Source organism: Streptococcus sp. 22.1 (assembly GCF_016648645.1).
In the GTDB taxonomy this organism is placed as follows: domain Bacteria; phylum Bacillota; class Bacilli; order Lactobacillales; family Streptococcaceae; genus Streptococcus.
On the sequence record NZ_JACLQK010000027.1, the window covers coordinates 1 to 17,252 of the forward strand.

The following is a 17,252-nucleotide window of genomic DNA, read 5'->3' on the forward strand; positions in this document are numbered from 1 at the left end:
AGGAGATGTGTATAAGAGAACATGTTGTAGCTACTAAAATAGTACACACCTGTACAACCAAAATTAGAAATCTTTGTTTTTTCTTCAACACTTGTTAAAATTTGGTTGTTATTGAATTTTACAAAACTCCATCTATCCCCAATATCAGTGTAAAAACTACTAATCCACCCATCAAACTTGTACAAAGTTTCAGGAACAATTAAATTTGGAATATATGTATCCACATTAAAAATCAAGACCTTTTCATCACGAATTGTTGACTGAGATATTGCGTTAAATACTGTAGTCGCTTGCCCATCTGTAAGTTTTTTTAATGTAATAATTTTGAAATCTTCAATGCCGTGTTTCCTACAGCATTTTTCAATAAACTCAATATCAAGTTCTTGTTTCTGACATATAAAAATATATTGGGCATTTTCAATTTTTGACAAAGTTATCATTGAGTATTCTAAAAAAGAACGACAACCTATCTTCATTTTATATTTTGGCTTATTTCCAAAAATTGCCTTAGCTCTAGAACCACGTCCAGCCATCGGAATTATACAAACAATTTTATCATCACACATAAGATTACACTTTCAAAGTAAACTATTAGTAACACTAATAGTTTACCAGTACTGGTAAGCACTTTATCCTCCCACAATAATTATTATATCTAAGAAAAGAAATAAAATAGGAAAAATTTTCAATAGTTTCTTCATTTCACTACTCCTTTATTAGTTTCTTTTATTGTATAATACTAATAAATAACTCAAAAATTTGTTGTGAAAGAGGGAAAAATGAAATCATCACTTGGAAAAACACTAAGAAAAGTTCGTCAAGGAAAACAAATCACCCTATGTTCTGTAGCTGATGAGAATCTCTCTAAATCTCAAATCTCTAGATTTGAGCGAGGAGAATCAGAAATTTCTTGCATCAGACTTATTAATATTTTAAATAAGCTACATATTTCTTTAGATGAATTTATTATATTACATGAGAAGGATAATAATCATACTAAGTCATTTGCTCATTTAATACATTACATTCGAAAACAATACTCATCACAAAACATGGAGAGCATTTCCAAGCTTCTCTCCAACTCTTCAAACTATAATTTAAACTCTTTTGAAAGAACAATGGTAAAATCAATTCTTCACACCGTAGACCAAAAAGTTTTTCCATCGGATGAAGAAATACTATATTTAACAGATTATCTATTTCAAGTTGAAAGTTGGGGACATTATGAAATTATTCTATTAGGTAACTGTGTAAGAACAATTCAATACAGTTCCTACTTCCTATTAACAATGGAAATGTTGAAGAACTATATATATTCATCATTAAATAAAACTAATAAGAGACTTGTTACACAGTTAGCAATAAATTGCTTAATTTTAAGCATAGACTTAGAAGAATTTTCTAATTGCATATATTTGATTAGTGAGATAGAAAAACTATTAGAAAATGAACAAAATTATTATGAGCAAACCGTTTTTCTGTATTCTACAGGATATTTTGAATTTAAAAAGAAGGATCAAAATGGAATCGATAAGATGCAACAGGCATTACAAGTATTTGAAATTCTAGGAGAATACAATATTAAGTCACAGTATCAAGAACATTTCAATAAAATAATAGAACGAAGGTCGTGAAATAAATTGGCTCTTTTTATGTTCAGTGTGATAAAGATACGCTTCTTAAAGTTGATAAAGTTTCTAAAACCGAACCGTTTGATGTCTTTGTTCAACTTATTAGTTGCTTCAAGTTTTGCGTTTTAATAGTGCGTTTTTGATTCAATAATAACTTCAATACTGAAAACTAAACATGAGCTTTATAATCCTCATGCCTACGCTCACTTAAAAGTACTTCACCAAATTGTACACCACTATCTTCACTGACTCGTTCCTGGCAATCGACACAATACAATTCTCTAGCCAATCGCTGTTGTCGCCCACCTACATAGACCACCTCTTCCATTCCAGGTAACATATAAGGTAGCATGGTATCAACCAGCTCATCAAAATGTGATTCATCGTTACTTAAAAAGAAACGTGCAGGATGATCACTATTATCAAAATCTCCAATGGCCACAAGACTATCATCTTCAGTCAAGAGATAGTAATAAGCAGCTGTGCGGTCTTCTGTGTATCGAAAGAATAAATGTGATTCATGACAAAATGGGCATGTTTTATACTTATGACCAATAAATGATTTTAACCAACGTACAAGCAAATCCGATAAAGAAGCTTTGATTCCCTTAAACCAGAACAAGACATTAGGTAGAATGAAACCAACAATTATAGGGATGACAGTTAGATTATTGTCTACCACCAAAAGATAAAACTGGAACATGGCTGTTAGTCGTAGAAACCAGACAATCGTATTAAGAAAAATCTGATTCGTGCCACTCAGAAAAGTACTGACAACTGTAGACTCTTTATTCTTCACAAAAGTAAGAGTTACACACTTGATGGTAAACATAACTACAAACATAATGACATAGGCTAACATTCACTTACCTCATTTTCAGCATCAGTAAATTCAGAAGCTACTTCTCCCAAAAGAGAGATTAGCTTGAAAGCACCCAAGGTATTATCTTGACTTAAATTGACAAGCATACGGTCAAGAGTCTTTAAACAACGTTTCTTCTCTGAGAGTTTTCGTCTATCCAATAAAGCACTATTTTCTAAGTCTTCTGTGTCACTAGAGGAACGTAGTTCATTTAGATCATAAATATCACCAATGTCTAGGACTGATAACTTACGAAGCACCCTAGAAACGACTAATGAAGAATAAGTCTGCGCGTGCTCTAGACGTTCAGCAGACTCTTTCAACCTTTGAATAATGGTGTCTCTTTTGGAAAGTTCTTCCTCATCTAAAAGCAAAGCATCCAAGGGAAAAAGTTGTTCCACGATTGTCTTTTGACCAGGGACAAAAGCGTTACTTTGTCTCAAACCAGTGCTAGGAACAAAATGCTTACCGTTAACAACTATAAGTCTCTTTCCTAACCACTTGTCGACAATGCCACGCTCACTAGAAACTATGACACCATCCATTCGTGTTATTTGGACAGCAACCTCGTCACCTGCTTTTAGGCTAGCAATCCATTCTGAAATATCTTTTTTTGATAAATACATTATTTTGTTTCCTCCTTTGCAACTGACACAATATCATGGATAGCATCCTCATGAAGACGAGGTGCTTCATGCTTTCCTCCTGCCATTCGTTCAATTCGTTTGGACCATCCACCAGAAGTCTTATCCTTATGATAGATAACTGCTGTTGCTGCTTTCTCTACTCCCATAGCTTTAGCTAAATCCTTGCCACTTTCGTCAAGAACATTAACATAGATAATCTTGTTTCGTTCTTTTTCAGTTAAGCTCTTATTGAGTACTGGAATTGATTTTTGACAGTAGGGGCAATCAGGTCGAAAGAACACATATATCTCTGAAGCAGTATTTTTCTTATAAGGAAAAATGACATTATCTTCTTTAAAATAATCAAGCTGGTTTGATGTAATCTTTGTTGCGTGGAAACTTTGTTGCGTGAGTTCCTGATCAAAAACCGTCGTAACCATACGATTACTATAACTGTATTCATTCTTATAACTAGAGGTAAAGCCAATCAGAATTACAGGTAACATAAATAACCCAAGAACAACTTTAGTCGATGTAAACTGGTGGGCATGGTCCACACCTTGATATACGATATAAAAGGTCGTAAGAACCCAAGGTAAGATAATTCCAAAAAGCAATCCAAACCAATCAAACGGAAATGCATAGACAACCCTATGGTTCACTACAACTACCGTCAAAATAGATAACGTCACAAGGATCGCATAGCTAATATACCAACCCTTGTAAAGAGGATTATCCTTTAACTTGGGGAATGCATCACAAAGGGTTTTCCAAGCAGATTCAATTTTTATTTTCATTAATTACCGTTACCTTTCAATCTTTTTTATCTTTAAAACAACACCAGATACTTACAACAAATTCAAACTATCATGTGACTTTCTTACATATTTTTAAATAGTTGAGAAAATAATTATATGTTGCAGTTGCTGCGCGTGACTTATTCTTTTTTCGCTGATAAGAATTCATCAACCTGCTTGATAACCTCGTTATGTGGAACAAATAACGTATAGAGTGTTGGTATGATTAATACGGTTTGTAAAATCACTTCCAGCACATTATTCAGGGTTAGCGAATGCCATGATAGGAAAAAAGTAACTACCGTAAACAAGTACAAAATAAAATATGTAACAAGAACTAGCCAAGCAATCGTTAAGAAAATAAAGTAGTTGATTTTACCGATAACTTCATCACTTACTAGGGCCAATCCTTTCAAAAGTCGTGGTCTTTTTACTACGATTACAACTACAAGCGAAACAACTAACCATACAAGTCTTCTTCCTAAGTATTCCAAATAATCCATTCACAAACTCCTTTACTCTATCTATAAACAACAAAGAAATAATCATCAAAAGGAAGTTTGATTTTTTCTGGCAAGACTTCTTTTGGGAATACAATGATCATATGTTCATACTCTATTGAGAATTCTTCATATAGACTAGTTAATTGTGGAATCAAGTCATTTTTGATATATGCCATAGGTATCATAGGGTACTCTTTCAATTCCCATGAGTCAGTTTCAACAACAGCTGATAACTGGAATTTCTCATCATATAAAGGTTCTGATATCTCCTTAACGAGATAATCTATTTTCTGCAGTTCAGAAAAATCATAAGCCTCGCAATCACACCAATCTTTATGATTTGAAAACATCTTTTCTTGAATGATTTCGACAATAACGTCAGAAGCATTTGTTGTTGTTTGACTGAACAAAGAAATACTTTTACGCTTTAACATGTCATGTCCAGTTACACCTTCAACCTCGACCTCATTTACATATTCCAAAAAGTTCATTAAACGTTTAGATACTTGCGTATTATCTTTACGGCTATTCTCGAAAACGAAAAATAAACTAGAATTTTCAAATGCTGGTTCTTCTGCATAACCAAATATTTTAGAAAGTAGAATTGTTTGACGTTCTGTTGCTCGGTCATACTCTATAAAAAAAGGGTTATCGTTCACAAATACAACAGCATCAGGAACCATTAAAAGATTAACCCGACTAATAGGAAATACGACTTGTATGTTTAGGTCATAAACAGACTTGTCTTGGTTTTTAAAAAAAAGCTTGTTTAAGATGTTAGCAACTAAACGTCTGTTCTCTAGATCATGAATATTTACGGTTTGAGGTTTCCCTCCTAGAAGATTATTACTGACAATGCTATATACTGACCTATCATATTCAGTCGTTGTTGTTAGCAACCGTATTTTATCAATCCCCTTAATCATAGTAAGCAACCAGGTACTAAAACCTTTGTTCAGATAATATATTTTTCTCTTACCACTTCTAGCATCCGAACATGCTGAAATAGGATGATTCACCTTCCCAACAAGACGATAAAACCATGAATTAGGAGTTTTGGATTTTCGAGTTACTGCAGTATAAATGAGGTCTACTATTTCCTTATCAAAATAACCAAACCTTAGTAAATGATAAAAGATGATAAGCTCCTCTTCTGAAAACGACAGTGAGATATTTTGCTTTTTTGAAACAAAATAAGAAGCTATTTTATTTCTCTGAGTGTAATGAATTTTATTTTTTTTATTTGAAATAAGTGAGGTAAAATCTCTATTTTTTATATCTTGCATTTTGTAGTCCTAAAATAGTCAATTAATAGGGTATATAGTCTGGTCTTTTTTCGAAGAGTATAGATATTATTTTTTAAGTCATGCTTAGCCTTTGATATAGACCTACTCAAGCATTCCTTTGTACCCGTAAAATACTGATTGATACTTTCATCTCCTCTCATTCATAACGTCGTAGTTTATTTTTATAACGATAATCCCAAAAAACATGGTTTATTCTATCTATATAGTAGTCACTATTTACTCATTTATGATTTACGAGTTTCTAATATTATTCATCAACCCTATAAATACAGTAAACTCTTATACTTTTGTTATCTGTATACTTTCATTCATAAAATCTGGTTATTACATAACACTTGTAACAACCGGTTTTATGGGGTTTTAAGCACTTAATAACTACTATTTGGATTCATTTATAATGGGTCGCTATAGTGTTCAGTATACCCTAGAATAGATTATTTTCAAGGGAGTGACATGGGTTGACTTTTAATATTCTTGCTCTATACTATTAGATATAATTAATAATTAAGGAGCAAATCATGGCAGGAAAAAACAAAAAAACTGAATCAGATTTTATTAAGGAACTTGAAGCTTTAGAACAACAAAAGAGAGAAGCTACAGAGCAACTTAAAGCCTATCTAAAATCACAAACAGATAAACTAGGCCAAGTCTATTTCGAATTGAAAAAGCTAGAAAATCCAGATATATCTATTGATGATTTAGTTGTTGAAACACAAAATAAGGTCAAAGAGGTAAAAGAGGAAATTAAGAGAAAAAGAGCAGAAGAAAAAGCAAGAAAGGATTCTGATAAGACTCATAAAGAAACGTATAATGACTCTCAAAATTAGAACAAAAGCAACGGAAATTTCCGTTGCTTTTTATGTTATCTAAAACCCCTCTTCCTCATCAATATCCATTTGTCCTACATTACTTTTTAAAGTTTTAGTTGCTTTCTCACGAGCTACACGAGACAGCTCTTGAGGTAATTCAAACTCTTGATTAGGGGCTTGAATATTTTGAGTATCGACTGTTTCGGGTGTAGATGATGGAGCTAGGATCACTCTTTGAGTTATCTCTTTATCCTTCAACTCACCAATATCATTTTTGCTATTTACAGTTTGTTTTTCTTCAACAACTGGTGGGTTCTCTGAGTTATTGACTTCTTCTTTTTGCTCAATATCCTCTGTTACCTCTTCTCTAATTGAAGTACCTTCTCTATGTTCTGTTATACTATCGTTGACTAAGATTGTTCTTTTAACTGATGGGGAATCATCTTTTTTACCAACTGTATCATTTACATTACTATCAACATTTGGCACCTTAACATCCATGATTGCTTGCCATTCTTCGTCAGTAAAATCACTTTCATAGAGGTGGCTTTCAGACTCTTTTTGAGCATAATATTCTATCACTTCTGCTCTCCACATTTTATAGGCTTTTGCAATTTCCGGTTCTTCCTCTCCGAGCCCATAAACCTTATTGAAAGGTGTATGTGAGACAAAAGAGTCCTTTGAAATATCCATTTCAAAATGCGGTGATGTTGTCAAATAAATCATATTTGAGACTTCATCATCACTGACGATTACACCACCAACTTGGAATTTCTCTAGGTTATTTGCATCTCTAGCAGTGAAGTTATCTTCTTCTACTACTTCCTCTGAAGTCGCACTTGAGTTCCCTTGATTTCCTGCTAAGAGATCATCGTTTGCTGCACGTTTGGTTTCTTTAAGAGCGTAATGTTTCCCTCCTGAACGAAGATTAATAAACTCTACAACCTTTGTTGAGGTTTGTTGGAAGGTAAAGGCATTACGATAAGACATCTTGATTGCATCAGCCCCAGATTCGCCAATAGAATCCCTAATTTGTTCGTCATGTTGGTAAGCATGCATAACTGGAACATGGAACTTACGAGACTCATCTAGGAAGTTACTATCATTACCTGGCATCAAGTAACCATTCTTTTCATCTTCATAAAAAGCAAAGAAAGGAGACTTATCTGGAAGACGTCTTTGAGCAGCATTTTGCATAACCAATGTTACCATCTGTGCTACCATTCGAGACTTTTCTTTACCAAGAACACCTTTAGCAGAATTGACCAAAATCATTCCACCTGTTTTTAAAACAATATCTAAATCTTTGGTACTTTGAGAGAAAAATACACGACGAATTTCTGGTGAAGATGATAGGTCATCAATAACTGCTTTTAGACCAGACACGTTAGCATCAAAGGTATAATAATATTCCTCTGTGTACGAATTTAATTGATGAGCATTGATGAAATAATCATAAGAACTTTGGAGGTTTTCAAGTTTATTTCTTTCATCATTAAATGCGTTTATAGCTTCATGAACATTCTCTGGTCTAAGGATAGTATCAAAGAGTTGTTCGTGTTCACGATTGTACTCTGATTCCTCTAACCACTTTTCTTTTTCCTGCTCTAAGAACTCTTCATGCTTTTTCAACGTTTCTTCAAAAAGCCTTTTCTTTCGATTCAGTAATTGTTCAAAAACGGCAATATAGGCTTCAATCCAATCGCTAGAACGTAACATATTTGAGAATTCAGTTAGTGTTGGAGACTTACCTTTTAACATATAATTTATTGGGGCATCTGGTATCAACGCAACCTCTTTAATGACCGTAATGATATTATCAGTAAGTTGTCCTTCTTGGTTAAGAAAGAAAGAAGAACCAGTCCCACTTGGATCACTAAATCGTTTAAATAAGTCTCGAACAGCCCCTTTTACCTGAGTAGTATCTCCATCCAAAATATTAATTGCACCAGTTCCTGGGTTAGTAGGATCTAGAGTCCAAATCATTTCATCAGGGAAGCCCATTTTATGTGCGTACTTAACAATTGTGCCATACATCGAACCTGATGGTTCAGTCATATAAATACCATTTGTAAGCTCTGCAGCATAACCATTGTTATACCACTGTTCCAACAATTCACGTCTTTTTTTCTTTCGTTCAAACTCTGTGTTAAAGAATTCTTCTTCCAGTTCTTCATCTACTTTCGTCAAATACTTACGATAGGATAATAGATAGTATTTCATATTTTCCATATCCTGTAGCATTGCTGGAATCAGAATCGTTGCCGATTTACCAGTACCAATCAAACCAAAGATAATAGTATGATAAGTCCTCTCATTAGCATGTAAAATCACTTGCTCTCCAGTTTTAGAGTTAAGCCCCATAACCAAATTCGCTTGACCTTTTTCATCTTGATTATGAACAATATTACTTAATACACTGTCTTGGAAGTAACGTCCTCCTAGCCATTGCTCAACCAATTTCTCGTAGGTTTTTTCAGCAATTCCAGTTGCATAACTATTATAAAAAATAAGACCAATTACTCCTATCGGAGTCAACAATAATAAACTGTTGAACCAGTCTGCTCCTATTATAGGTTTGAGAGTATGATAACTTAAAACAATACCTGTCTGACTTCCATTTGGTATTGACCAGGGCATATATTTGAGATAATTATCTGCTACATCATACATACGATTGATGAGGGATAAGATAAAGTTATTGATTGTTAGTACATATAATCCAGAAGATATAAGTACTGCTGCTAATGCTGCTCTTATAGCATACTTACCAATAATTTTCTTTCGTTCTGCTCGTTTTAAGGTATCATATTTTTCAAATAACACGAAAATTTGACGACTTGTAACATTACTGTGCCATACACCAATGTATAAAACTAAAGCCATATTAACGAACAAAAATATAAATAAAGATATAAATACCCAATTAGGCAAACGCCATCTGAAGATAAACATAATAATATTGAAAGCAAATAATCCAAAAGATATATGATATACCCAATCAATATATTTTCGCCAACAATACAGCAAGATATCTATTGTTCGCTTACCATTTGTATAATAACGATTAAAAAATAATTTCAAGATCTTCCGCATAAAGCACCTCTCTAGTAAGCAAACATTCTTTTCAAGAATTCCATAAATACAACAATAGCAATCGGACTTATTACTCCAAGTCTAATGAATAGATTTCGTCGAGGTAAGCTTGTTGTTTTCTTACCTTCTGTAATCAACCATTGATAGTGATATATGTATCCTTGTATGAAACCATATGCAGGTAATATCCCAACCGCTAGAATTTCTATTAGGGTAAAGACTTCTACGAAACTAATCATAGAGAAATCACCACTATGTGTGCCTCCCTTTGATATCATTGCGAGTCCATAGATGATGAAAATAGGGATAAATGTAACGATATATAAGAATAAAATTGATTTTAAGGCAAAATTTACTCCCATGATTTGTTTCTCTGGATTATTGATAGATTTAGCATAACTCCACCTACCGATACCGATGAAGACCAAGGTAATAGGTAAGACATACCGAATAAAGACTATCAGATAATAGACGATAGCATTGATATTGTGATGATTCATGTTCCCTCCTTGTTAAATTTTTCTGATCCGAACGTAAACAAAAAGTTCCCATTTCAGAGGGAACTATATGCAACTCAACTAGTGAAAAATGTTGATAAGATTTTACTGTTCACACGATTTGGATAGAAACTATTGAAACGTGATTTGATACGAAACAGACATTTTTTCTCTTCCGTATTCTGTGAATTACTGCTCACTTCTTCAGTTTTTTTAGCCACTCGACGCCCCCTGCTATTTGCGTCTACCCAGCGATAATGAGCATCTAGTATGACAACTGAAATTTCATCTCCTTGCTTAAAAGGAACCCGATTTAAAGAACCCGAGTCCTTCATTTTAATTTTGATTCCTGGAAAGTCAACCAACTCTACAGTATGTAGACTTTGTGGATCAAAACTGATAAATCGCACTTTAAACAATCGTCCTATGACTTTCTTATCATCAATCATCTCAATCAAAGCATCTTGAGGTGCTTCTTCGAGAACTTTCATATCTCCCTCGATACGAATATAGTCATGGATAATGTGACGTTCTCTTTGATTTGGACTTGGTTTTTGGGTATTGGCCCCAGTAATTTTAAATTCCACCCTATCAAAGACTGATACTACTTCGTCTAGGTTAACAAATGAAGAATCACACTCATAACTTACCCTATGTTTTGGAATGAATACCGTTTGTAATTTTTTGGTCATTACCATGATACCTGCATTGCTACCATTGTTAATAACGGCTGATACAATACCTTCATGAGTACGCTCTAAGATATTTTTTCTATCTCGATTACGTGAAGAGTTATCTTTACTCTTTTCAATTTGCTGAAGAAGTTGATAATTAGTTAACCACTCAGCTAACTCAATACTACCTTCAACAACATAGTTTGATGGGTTATTGATTGTGAGTTTATAATTGTCGATAGTTTGGATATGGATTTCAGTTAATTTACAAGGAAAAATCCGTCCAACCATTTTAAAGAAATCTTTTGGCTGGCGGAAGCCTGATTCAGTTTGTTTAATATAAACTGCTGTTCCAGAAAGTTCTCCATTTTGGATACGCCCTACTAACATATCGCAGAAAGCTACACCTTCACCGATAGGGCGACCATTTCTATTTCTAGGAATAAATGGCTGTGTTTCAAGCACATTTTCTACCACAACTGATACAACCTTATTAGTTGCTTGTTCTAACAAATACTCATCTTCAGTATTTCCAAGATCAATATATGGGAGTGTATAGTTTCGAATGATATCTGAAACTTCTTCTGGGACACATTCAATTTCTGGTTGCTCAAACCATTGTTCTTGTTCATCTTTCCTATCTGCAACAACCAATGTTTTAAATTTTTGCTCCCCTAAACTAGCATAATGGACGTTTTCATAACCGTCCTCTCTTATAAGTTTAAGTGCTTTCATATTTTTCTCCTTTAATGTCTTTTTTGACATTAAAAGCATAACAAAAAAGGTCACTACCTGTAAGATAGTGACCCCCCTTGACTTTTGTTAACTCATTGCGATAAAAAGCCCAACACCCAAGACTACAATTGGTGTAATTAAGGCGAAAATTGAAAAGATTTTCTTGGCGATACCGATGGTAACATATAAGAAACTCGCTAATGTAAGTAATAGAACCAAGATCATAAACATAATTCTCACCCTTTCTTCTGGCTCTGTTTTAATTATTATTATATAGATTTTTGATATCAATGCAAGGCTAGAGCACCCAAAATATAAAGGCAACTTCAAAAATTTTCATTGTGTGCCTCTGCATGATACCCACGTTTAATTGCGATCACGTCGATATCCTTTACAAATATATAATTCTCAGTTTTCTTAACGTCAAAAAAGCCCCCAGAAGAATATCACTTCTGAGAACTTTCTCATCAGTCTTAATGTGGAATAATTCTTGAAGTTGAGTTAATCCATCACTAATAACTAGTTTTTTATATTTTTCTTTCTATTATTTGAGATTATTCCAAAATGAGCCGTTGCTAAAGCAATAATACCTGCCCACTCAAAGCCATAACCATATTCACTACTTGTATTTGGTAAATAACCTTTAGTTCTTATGGTTGTTTCTTTTGATGAAAGAGGTTCTGAAGACGATTGATTCATCACTACTGGCTCTAACTTAGTATTTATCACAGTAGAAATCCCTTGAAGCTCTTTCGTAATATTATTACGTTCGATTCTATTAACCTCAATTGGTGCAACATCGGGAACTTGAGATACCTGTTTTGTGCCTCGATAAACCTTCTTAGCTTGTGGTTCAATACGTGATAATTCTTTTTCAGTACTTGACTGTAATTCACCATTTACATAGATGTCTGTGGTTTCTACCAAAACTTGCCCATCTACTGCTGCAACTTCTCGAATTTTACCTGCATCAAGACTTGCATCATTAACGTATTCAACCTTATCAGTCTTAAGAATTCGACTTTCTTGACGAACCTTGGTTTCAAGAATAGCCTCTGGTTTATTTTGCTCTATAGGGGCAACATCAGGAACTTGGGATACCTGTTTTGTGCCTCGATAAACCTTCTTAGCTTGTGGTTCAATACGTGATAATTCTTTTTCAGTACTTAATTGCAATTCACCATTTACATAGATGTCTGTGATTTCTACCAAAACTTGCCCGTCTACTGTTGCTATTTCTCGAATTTTACCTGCATCTAGACTTGCATCATCAACGTATTCAATCTTATCTGTCTTAAGAGTTCGACTTTCTTGACGAACCTTAGTTTCAATAATAGCCTCTGGTTTATTATGCTCTATTGGTGCAACATCGGGAACTTGTGATACCTGTTTTGTGCCTCGATAAACTTTCTTAGCTTGCGGTTCAATACGTGATAATTCTTTTTCTGTACTTGACTGCAACTCACCATTTACATAGTTATCTGTGATTTCTACCAAAACTTGCCCGTCTACTGCTGCTATTTCTCGAACTTTGCCTACATCTAGACTTGCATCATCAACGTATTCAATCTTATCTGTCTTAAGAACTCGACTTTCTTGACGAACCTTAGTAGTCATCTGTTGTTCTGTCAATTTACTTTGAATCAAATAAACCCCTAAAGTTGACGTGGTTAATGAAATATTCTTGTCCTTTTCATTCCAATTAAATGGTACCTCTTCAAAAGTCGACTTATCTTTTACATAATGTAACACCTTATAAGGTTTGCGACCTGAAATCACTGCTAGGTCAAGTTTAGCATCTTCGGATAAGGATACTATATTACCATCATCATCTAAAGCTTGAATTTCCATAAGAAGGTTATTATGATCACCAACCTTTTCTAAGATATCAGCATTAGTAACTTCCTTTTTAACAACCTTGCCAATTACATTTACATCATTTCCAGAAACTGTCACCGTAACAACGTTATCATCATCACTTAGAATTTTTGTGTCTTTTTCCCACTTAGCATAAAGCACCTTGTCACCTGCTTTATCGAACAATGTATTAAAGAAAGGTTCACCTGAGAAATTATCATCTAAATACCATCCTGTAAAAACGTATCCTTTACGAACAGGATAAGGCAACTCCGTATCTACATCAGTTTGGTAACTCCTTGGAACATCTCCCTTTAATATACCATCTCCAACTTTATAAGCTATCTTATAGGACAATGGTTTCAAGTTGAAATGTACTTCCGTCTGAGGTGGTGGTACCGGAAGCCAGTCAGACTCCTTAGACTCATATCCCTCTTTACTTACCTTGACTTTCCAGAATCCCTCTGGCACATCCCAAGCATACTCCCCATAAACTGTTGTTACCAAAGGATTAAACTGCGAATACTCACCTGCATCCCATAGAATTTCTTCACCGTTCTCTCCTCGATAATAAATCGTAGTAGTTGCACCAGTAATTGGATTCTTAGAAACATCATTTATTACAACACCCGATGGGTCAATCGCAAATTTAAAATCTGTGAGTGCTGTACTACTAATTCTTTCATTGATATCGATTGATTTTAAATCACCAATTCCCCTAAATTGATTTTTCGAGCTTCTAACTCCTTGTGATATGTAATATAAAAAATTGTGTATATCATGCTCACTTAATTCTCCATTTTCTGGATGAATTAGGTGCTTTTTTTCTCCTCTAGGCAAAAGTAAGTTAGGATGATCTCCTATTCCAATCCCTTTACGGAACGGATCACTAACTGGATCTCCTATAATACTGTAAGCTCTTGTTAAACCTGAAGTTCGTAATAACTCAAATATTTCCCTTTCTGATTTATAAAAATCATTAGAAAGCTGTTTCAATATTTTTTGTAAAGGTGTCAGTGAATTATTGATCAAACTATCAATCAATTGACTCTTCCAAGTAGCTAGTCCAACACCATTAAAGGTAACTACATTTTTTAAATTTCCTCTAATTAAATCTCTAGGATTGATAGCAGTATCAATTTTTTCATAATCCATAGAGATTAGTTTATTTGTTAACATTTCTGCTGCTAAAATATACGCAAGATAAGAACCTCTAGAATGGCCAACAATAGATACATCATAATTACTACCACTAGGTAACAATAAATTAAGAGATTTCTTTATCACTTCTTTATCTTTGGATATGCCACGCCAAATCTTAAAATAATTATCTATCCATTCTGGGCTTAAATAAGGTTTTTCAATACCAATATTTCCACCATTTCTCACCTCTTCATCTGTACCACGTATAGCTAAAACAATTTCTTTCGTCTTATCATTTACAAATCTATAAACATTAATATTTGCAACTCCTGGTAAGAAAACAGGGGAACCCAATAATCTCCAGTTTTCAAATAAAGCCTGGTCTAATCCTCCTATTTTTAACCCCTTATCTTTAAAACTCTTTGCAAGAAATATTTTTTTGATTTCTTCTTCTGGTTTATAACTTAATAATGAGAAAATTGCCAAATCACGGTCTCCTAGGTCCCAGGAGTTTCGATGTTTATCTACTATATCAGGATATCCATCCCCATCACTATCTAATATTAAAATTTTTCCAGCAGTACGTTGTGATAAATTATCCTGAACTTCACTACTATATATAGTTTCTGATGGTGCAACACCTTTTTCAAGATAAAGAGTCATTTTACCAGGAACATAATGAGTGTTTTCTTGGTCAAAGTAGCCAGTATAAACATATTTTTCTTTTTTAACATCCCATTTTAGTTCAATAACTTTATTTATACCTTCACGATTACTGACAAGATAAAGACTATCATTGCCACTAGTGTTCGTGTATTCCACCTCAAAATCAAATTGTCCACCTGGAATAAATCTGATGACTGGAACTTTGTCTTGATTCTCTTTCAAATTATAAGTGTAGCCATAATGACGCATGATAAAGTTCACTAACTCAGGATGTTTTTTCTCATAGCGAACTGTTGTTGTCTCACTGATTTCTCGACCATCTGATGATAAAGCCTTCACTTTGATTGTATATTCTTTGTTTTCTACAGGAGTGACCAGAGGTACATCAAGGGTATAACTTCCATCTTTTTTGATCTTGACTTGACCAACAACCATATCATCAAGATAAGCAATTACCTGGTCATTAGGGTCAGCTACTCCACTAATACGAGAGTAACTCCTTGATGTTACCTGACTAGCTGTTAGTGTTAAGACAGGTATATTAACATTGATAGCTCCAATATTTTCAGATAGTTTTTTTCTATCTTTTTGATAGGAAAGCTGTGCAAATAAACGAGCATTAGTGAGTTTTCTGTTTTCTGTCATAAGCATTAACTTAATCTTACCCACCTCTTCTGAAACTGGAATATCTAGATAACCATTAGAAACTGTTGCCGTTACATCTTGGCCATTTACTCGTATTTTACTTTCAAAAACTTTCGTTGTAGATGGTATATTGAGGTGAAGGACATACTTTCCATCATCACTTGATTTATCTTTTTTTATAGCGTACTTTAGGTCTAGACCTAAATATCCTTGTCGACGAGTACCTGTTGTCGTTGCCAGATAATAGGAATTGCTACTGTCTAATACTTTACTGTCATCATTTGCTACATTTTCATCACGAAGTTTAAAGTTAAGTTGTTTTTCAATCATATATTCTAAAGCAAAAGAATCCAGATAAACATGATATTCTACGCTTTCAGAAGGTGTATCCCAAGACTGAACGAAAGTTGTCAAACTTTTTGGAAGATACACAGACTTCAGTGTTGGAATATTGGCTAAAGTGTAATCATCAAGATAAGTCACACCTTCTGGGATCTCAATTGTTTCAAGCTTTGTGTTTCGAAAAGCTCCACTACCGATTATTTGCAATCCATAAGGTAAATTAATTACCTCAAGCGGCGTACTATTAAAGGCATAAGAGCCAATTTCCCTAACACTAGAAGGAACCGACATATTTGTCAACTGTGTCCCACTAAAAGCATAATTACCTATCTTCGTTAACGTTCTTGGTAACACTACTTCCTTCAAACTAGAAACTGAAAAGGCACCTGCCCCTATTTCAGTAACACCCTCTGGAATCACTAACTTTTCAATTCCTGTTCCTGAAAACAACGAACTTGGAATTGTCTTCCAATTTCCACGAAGCACTACTTCCTTGAGATTCTTCTGTCCATAGAATGGTGAACTAGTTGATTGTAACTCTGATGGCAGGCTAACTTTAGTAAGGGAATTGAAATCGTTTAAATAGTCAGTGCCAAAGGAATTATCACCTAACTTAGTAACACTGTCTGGAATATAAAGTTCTGTAATTCCTGTATCACCGAATGCTCTAGAACCTATTTCGGTGACTGTCTCAGGAATATTTATGCTCGAAATCCCTGAACCTTGAAAGAGACCGTCAGCTATCTTTGTTATGCCTTCTTCAAAATGAATTGTCTTGAGATGTTCTGAACCCACAAAAGCTCCAGAAGCATTACTCAAATTCTTTGGAATAACAACACTGCTTAAACTATCAATAGATCCAAAGGCTCCACTTCCTATAGATGTGACACTTGTTGGAAGAGTGATGTCTTTTAACTGTGTCCCACTAAAAGCATTATTGCCTATCTTCGTTAACGTTCTTGGTAACACTACTTCCTTCAAACTGGAACCTGAAAAGGCACCTGCCCCTATTTCAGTAACACCCTCTGGAATCACTAACTTTTCAATTCCTGTTCCTGAAAA

The 17,252-nt window shown here is 34.2% G+C and carries 12 protein-coding genes; 2 read left to right on the forward strand and 10 right to left on the reverse strand.

Annotated features, from left to right (window positions below):
- Nucleotides 1-533, reverse strand: a 533-nt coding sequence (locus H7U04_RS10510) for a hypothetical protein (RefSeq protein WP_201059741.1), incomplete at its 3' end; no start/stop codon positions are given.
- Nucleotides 534-779: 246 nt separating this feature from the next.
- Between H7U04_RS10510 and H7U04_RS10515 the strand changes: the two genes are divergently transcribed.
- Nucleotides 780-1,634 (forward strand): helix-turn-helix domain-containing protein, encoded by an 855-nt coding sequence (locus tag H7U04_RS10515; protein WP_110981542.1) that lies wholly within the window; start codon nucleotides 780-782, stop codon nucleotides 1,632-1,634.
- A gap of 166 nt (nucleotides 1,635-1,800) precedes the next feature.
- Here the strand turns inward: H7U04_RS10515 and H7U04_RS10520 are convergent, their stop codons facing one another.
- The 5 genes from H7U04_RS10520 to H7U04_RS10540 all read right to left on the reverse strand — a co-directional run bounded on the left by H7U04_RS10520 (nucleotide 1,801) and on the right by H7U04_RS10540 (nucleotide 5,705).
- Complete coding sequence (locus H7U04_RS10520) at nucleotides 1,801-2,493, reverse strand: hypothetical protein (protein ID WP_201059743.1); 693 nt, start codon at nucleotides 2,491-2,493, stop codon at nucleotides 1,801-1,803.
- Complete coding sequence (locus H7U04_RS10525; protein WP_045772465.1) at nucleotides 2,487-3,119, reverse strand: hypothetical protein; 633 nt, start codon at nucleotides 3,117-3,119, stop codon at nucleotides 2,487-2,489. The genes H7U04_RS10520 and H7U04_RS10525 overlap by 7 nt, the downstream gene beginning before the upstream one ends.
- Entirely contained in the window at nucleotides 3,119-3,916 is a 798-nt protein-coding gene (locus H7U04_RS10530; protein WP_201059745.1) for a thioredoxin family protein, read from the reverse strand. Before H7U04_RS10530 ends, H7U04_RS10525 begins: the two co-directional genes overlap by 1 nt.
- 140 nt (nucleotides 3,917-4,056) lie before the next feature.
- The gene (locus tag H7U04_RS10535) at nucleotides 4,057-4,419 is read right to left on the reverse strand and encodes a hypothetical protein (RefSeq protein ID WP_201059747.1); all 363 of its coding nucleotides are present in this window, start codon (nucleotides 4,417-4,419) and stop codon (nucleotides 4,057-4,059) included.
- 17 nt (nucleotides 4,420-4,436) lie between these two features.
- A complete protein-coding gene (locus tag H7U04_RS10540; RefSeq protein ID WP_260315571.1) occupies nucleotides 4,437-5,705 on the reverse strand; it encodes a replication-relaxation family protein in 1,269 nt (422 codons plus the stop codon).
- Between the two features lie 539 nt (nucleotides 5,706-6,244).
- Between H7U04_RS10540 and H7U04_RS10545 the strand changes: the two genes are divergently transcribed.
- Nucleotides 6,245-6,553, forward strand: a complete 309-nt coding sequence (locus H7U04_RS10545) for a hypothetical protein (RefSeq protein ID WP_201059749.1) — start codon at nucleotides 6,245-6,247, stop codon at nucleotides 6,551-6,553.
- A 39-nt stretch (nucleotides 6,554-6,592) separates the two neighbouring features.
- On the opposite strand, the gene H7U04_RS10550 is transcribed toward H7U04_RS10545, so the two are convergent.
- From H7U04_RS10550 to H7U04_RS10565, 4 genes are all read right to left on the reverse strand, one after another.
- The gene (locus tag H7U04_RS10550; protein WP_260315572.1) at nucleotides 6,593-9,421 is read right to left on the reverse strand and encodes a hypothetical protein; all 2,829 of its coding nucleotides are present in this window, start codon (nucleotides 9,419-9,421) and stop codon (nucleotides 6,593-6,595) included.
- Between the two features lie 221 nt (nucleotides 9,422-9,642).
- Nucleotides 9,643-10,131, reverse strand: coding sequence for a hypothetical protein (locus H7U04_RS10555; RefSeq protein WP_002887147.1), 489 nt, complete (start codon nucleotides 10,129-10,131; stop codon nucleotides 9,643-9,645).
- A gap of 74 nt (nucleotides 10,132-10,205) precedes the next feature.
- On the reverse strand, nucleotides 10,206-11,537 hold the full coding sequence (locus tag H7U04_RS10560) for a hypothetical protein (protein ID WP_110981536.1): 1,332 nt from the start codon (nucleotides 11,535-11,537) through the stop codon (nucleotides 10,206-10,208).
- A 519-nt stretch (nucleotides 11,538-12,056) separates the two neighbouring features.
- Nucleotides 12,057-17,225 carry a leucine-rich repeat protein gene (locus tag H7U04_RS10565; protein ID WP_398578244.1) on the reverse strand — a complete coding sequence of 1,723 codons (5,169 nt, stop codon included), beginning with the start codon at nucleotides 17,223-17,225 and terminating at the stop codon, nucleotides 12,057-12,059.
- Nucleotides 17,226-17,252: the final 27 nt, after the last annotated feature.

What these genes read in the sequence shown, in the direction of transcription:
- H7U04_RS10545 (WP_201059749.1), top strand. Translation starts at nt 6,245, where the DNA reads ATGGCAGGAAAAAACAAAAAAACTGAATCAGATTTTATTAAGGAACTT.
- H7U04_RS10550 (WP_260315572.1), bottom strand. Translation starts at nt 9,421, where the DNA reads ATGGCTTTAGTTTTATACATTGGTGTATGGCACAGTAATGTTACAAGT.
- H7U04_RS10530 (WP_201059745.1), bottom strand. Translation starts at nt 3,916, where the DNA reads ATGAAAATAAAAATTGAATCTGCTTGGAAAACCCTTTGTGATGCATTC.
- H7U04_RS10520 (WP_201059743.1), bottom strand. Translation starts at nt 2,493, where the DNA reads ATGTTAGCCTATGTCATTATGTTTGTAGTTATGTTTACCATCAAGTGT.
- H7U04_RS10540 (WP_260315571.1), bottom strand. Translation starts at nt 5,705, where the DNA reads ATGCAAGATATAAAAAATAGAGATTTTACCTCACTTATTTCAAATAAA.
- H7U04_RS10560 (WP_110981536.1), bottom strand. Translation starts at nt 11,537, where the DNA reads ATGAAAGCACTTAAACTTATAAGAGAGGACGGTTATGAAAACGTCCAT.
- H7U04_RS10555 (WP_002887147.1), bottom strand. Translation starts at nt 10,131, where the DNA reads ATGAATCATCACAATATCAATGCTATCGTCTATTATCTGATAGTCTTT.
- H7U04_RS10525 (WP_045772465.1), bottom strand. Translation starts at nt 3,119, where the DNA reads ATGTATTTATCAAAAAAAGATATTTCAGAATGGATTGCTAGCCTAAAA.
- H7U04_RS10515 (WP_110981542.1), top strand. Translation starts at nt 780, where the DNA reads ATGAAATCATCACTTGGAAAAACACTAAGAAAAGTTCGTCAAGGAAAA.
- H7U04_RS10535 (WP_201059747.1), bottom strand. Translation starts at nt 4,419, where the DNA reads ATGGATTATTTGGAATACTTAGGAAGAAGACTTGTATGGTTAGTTGTT.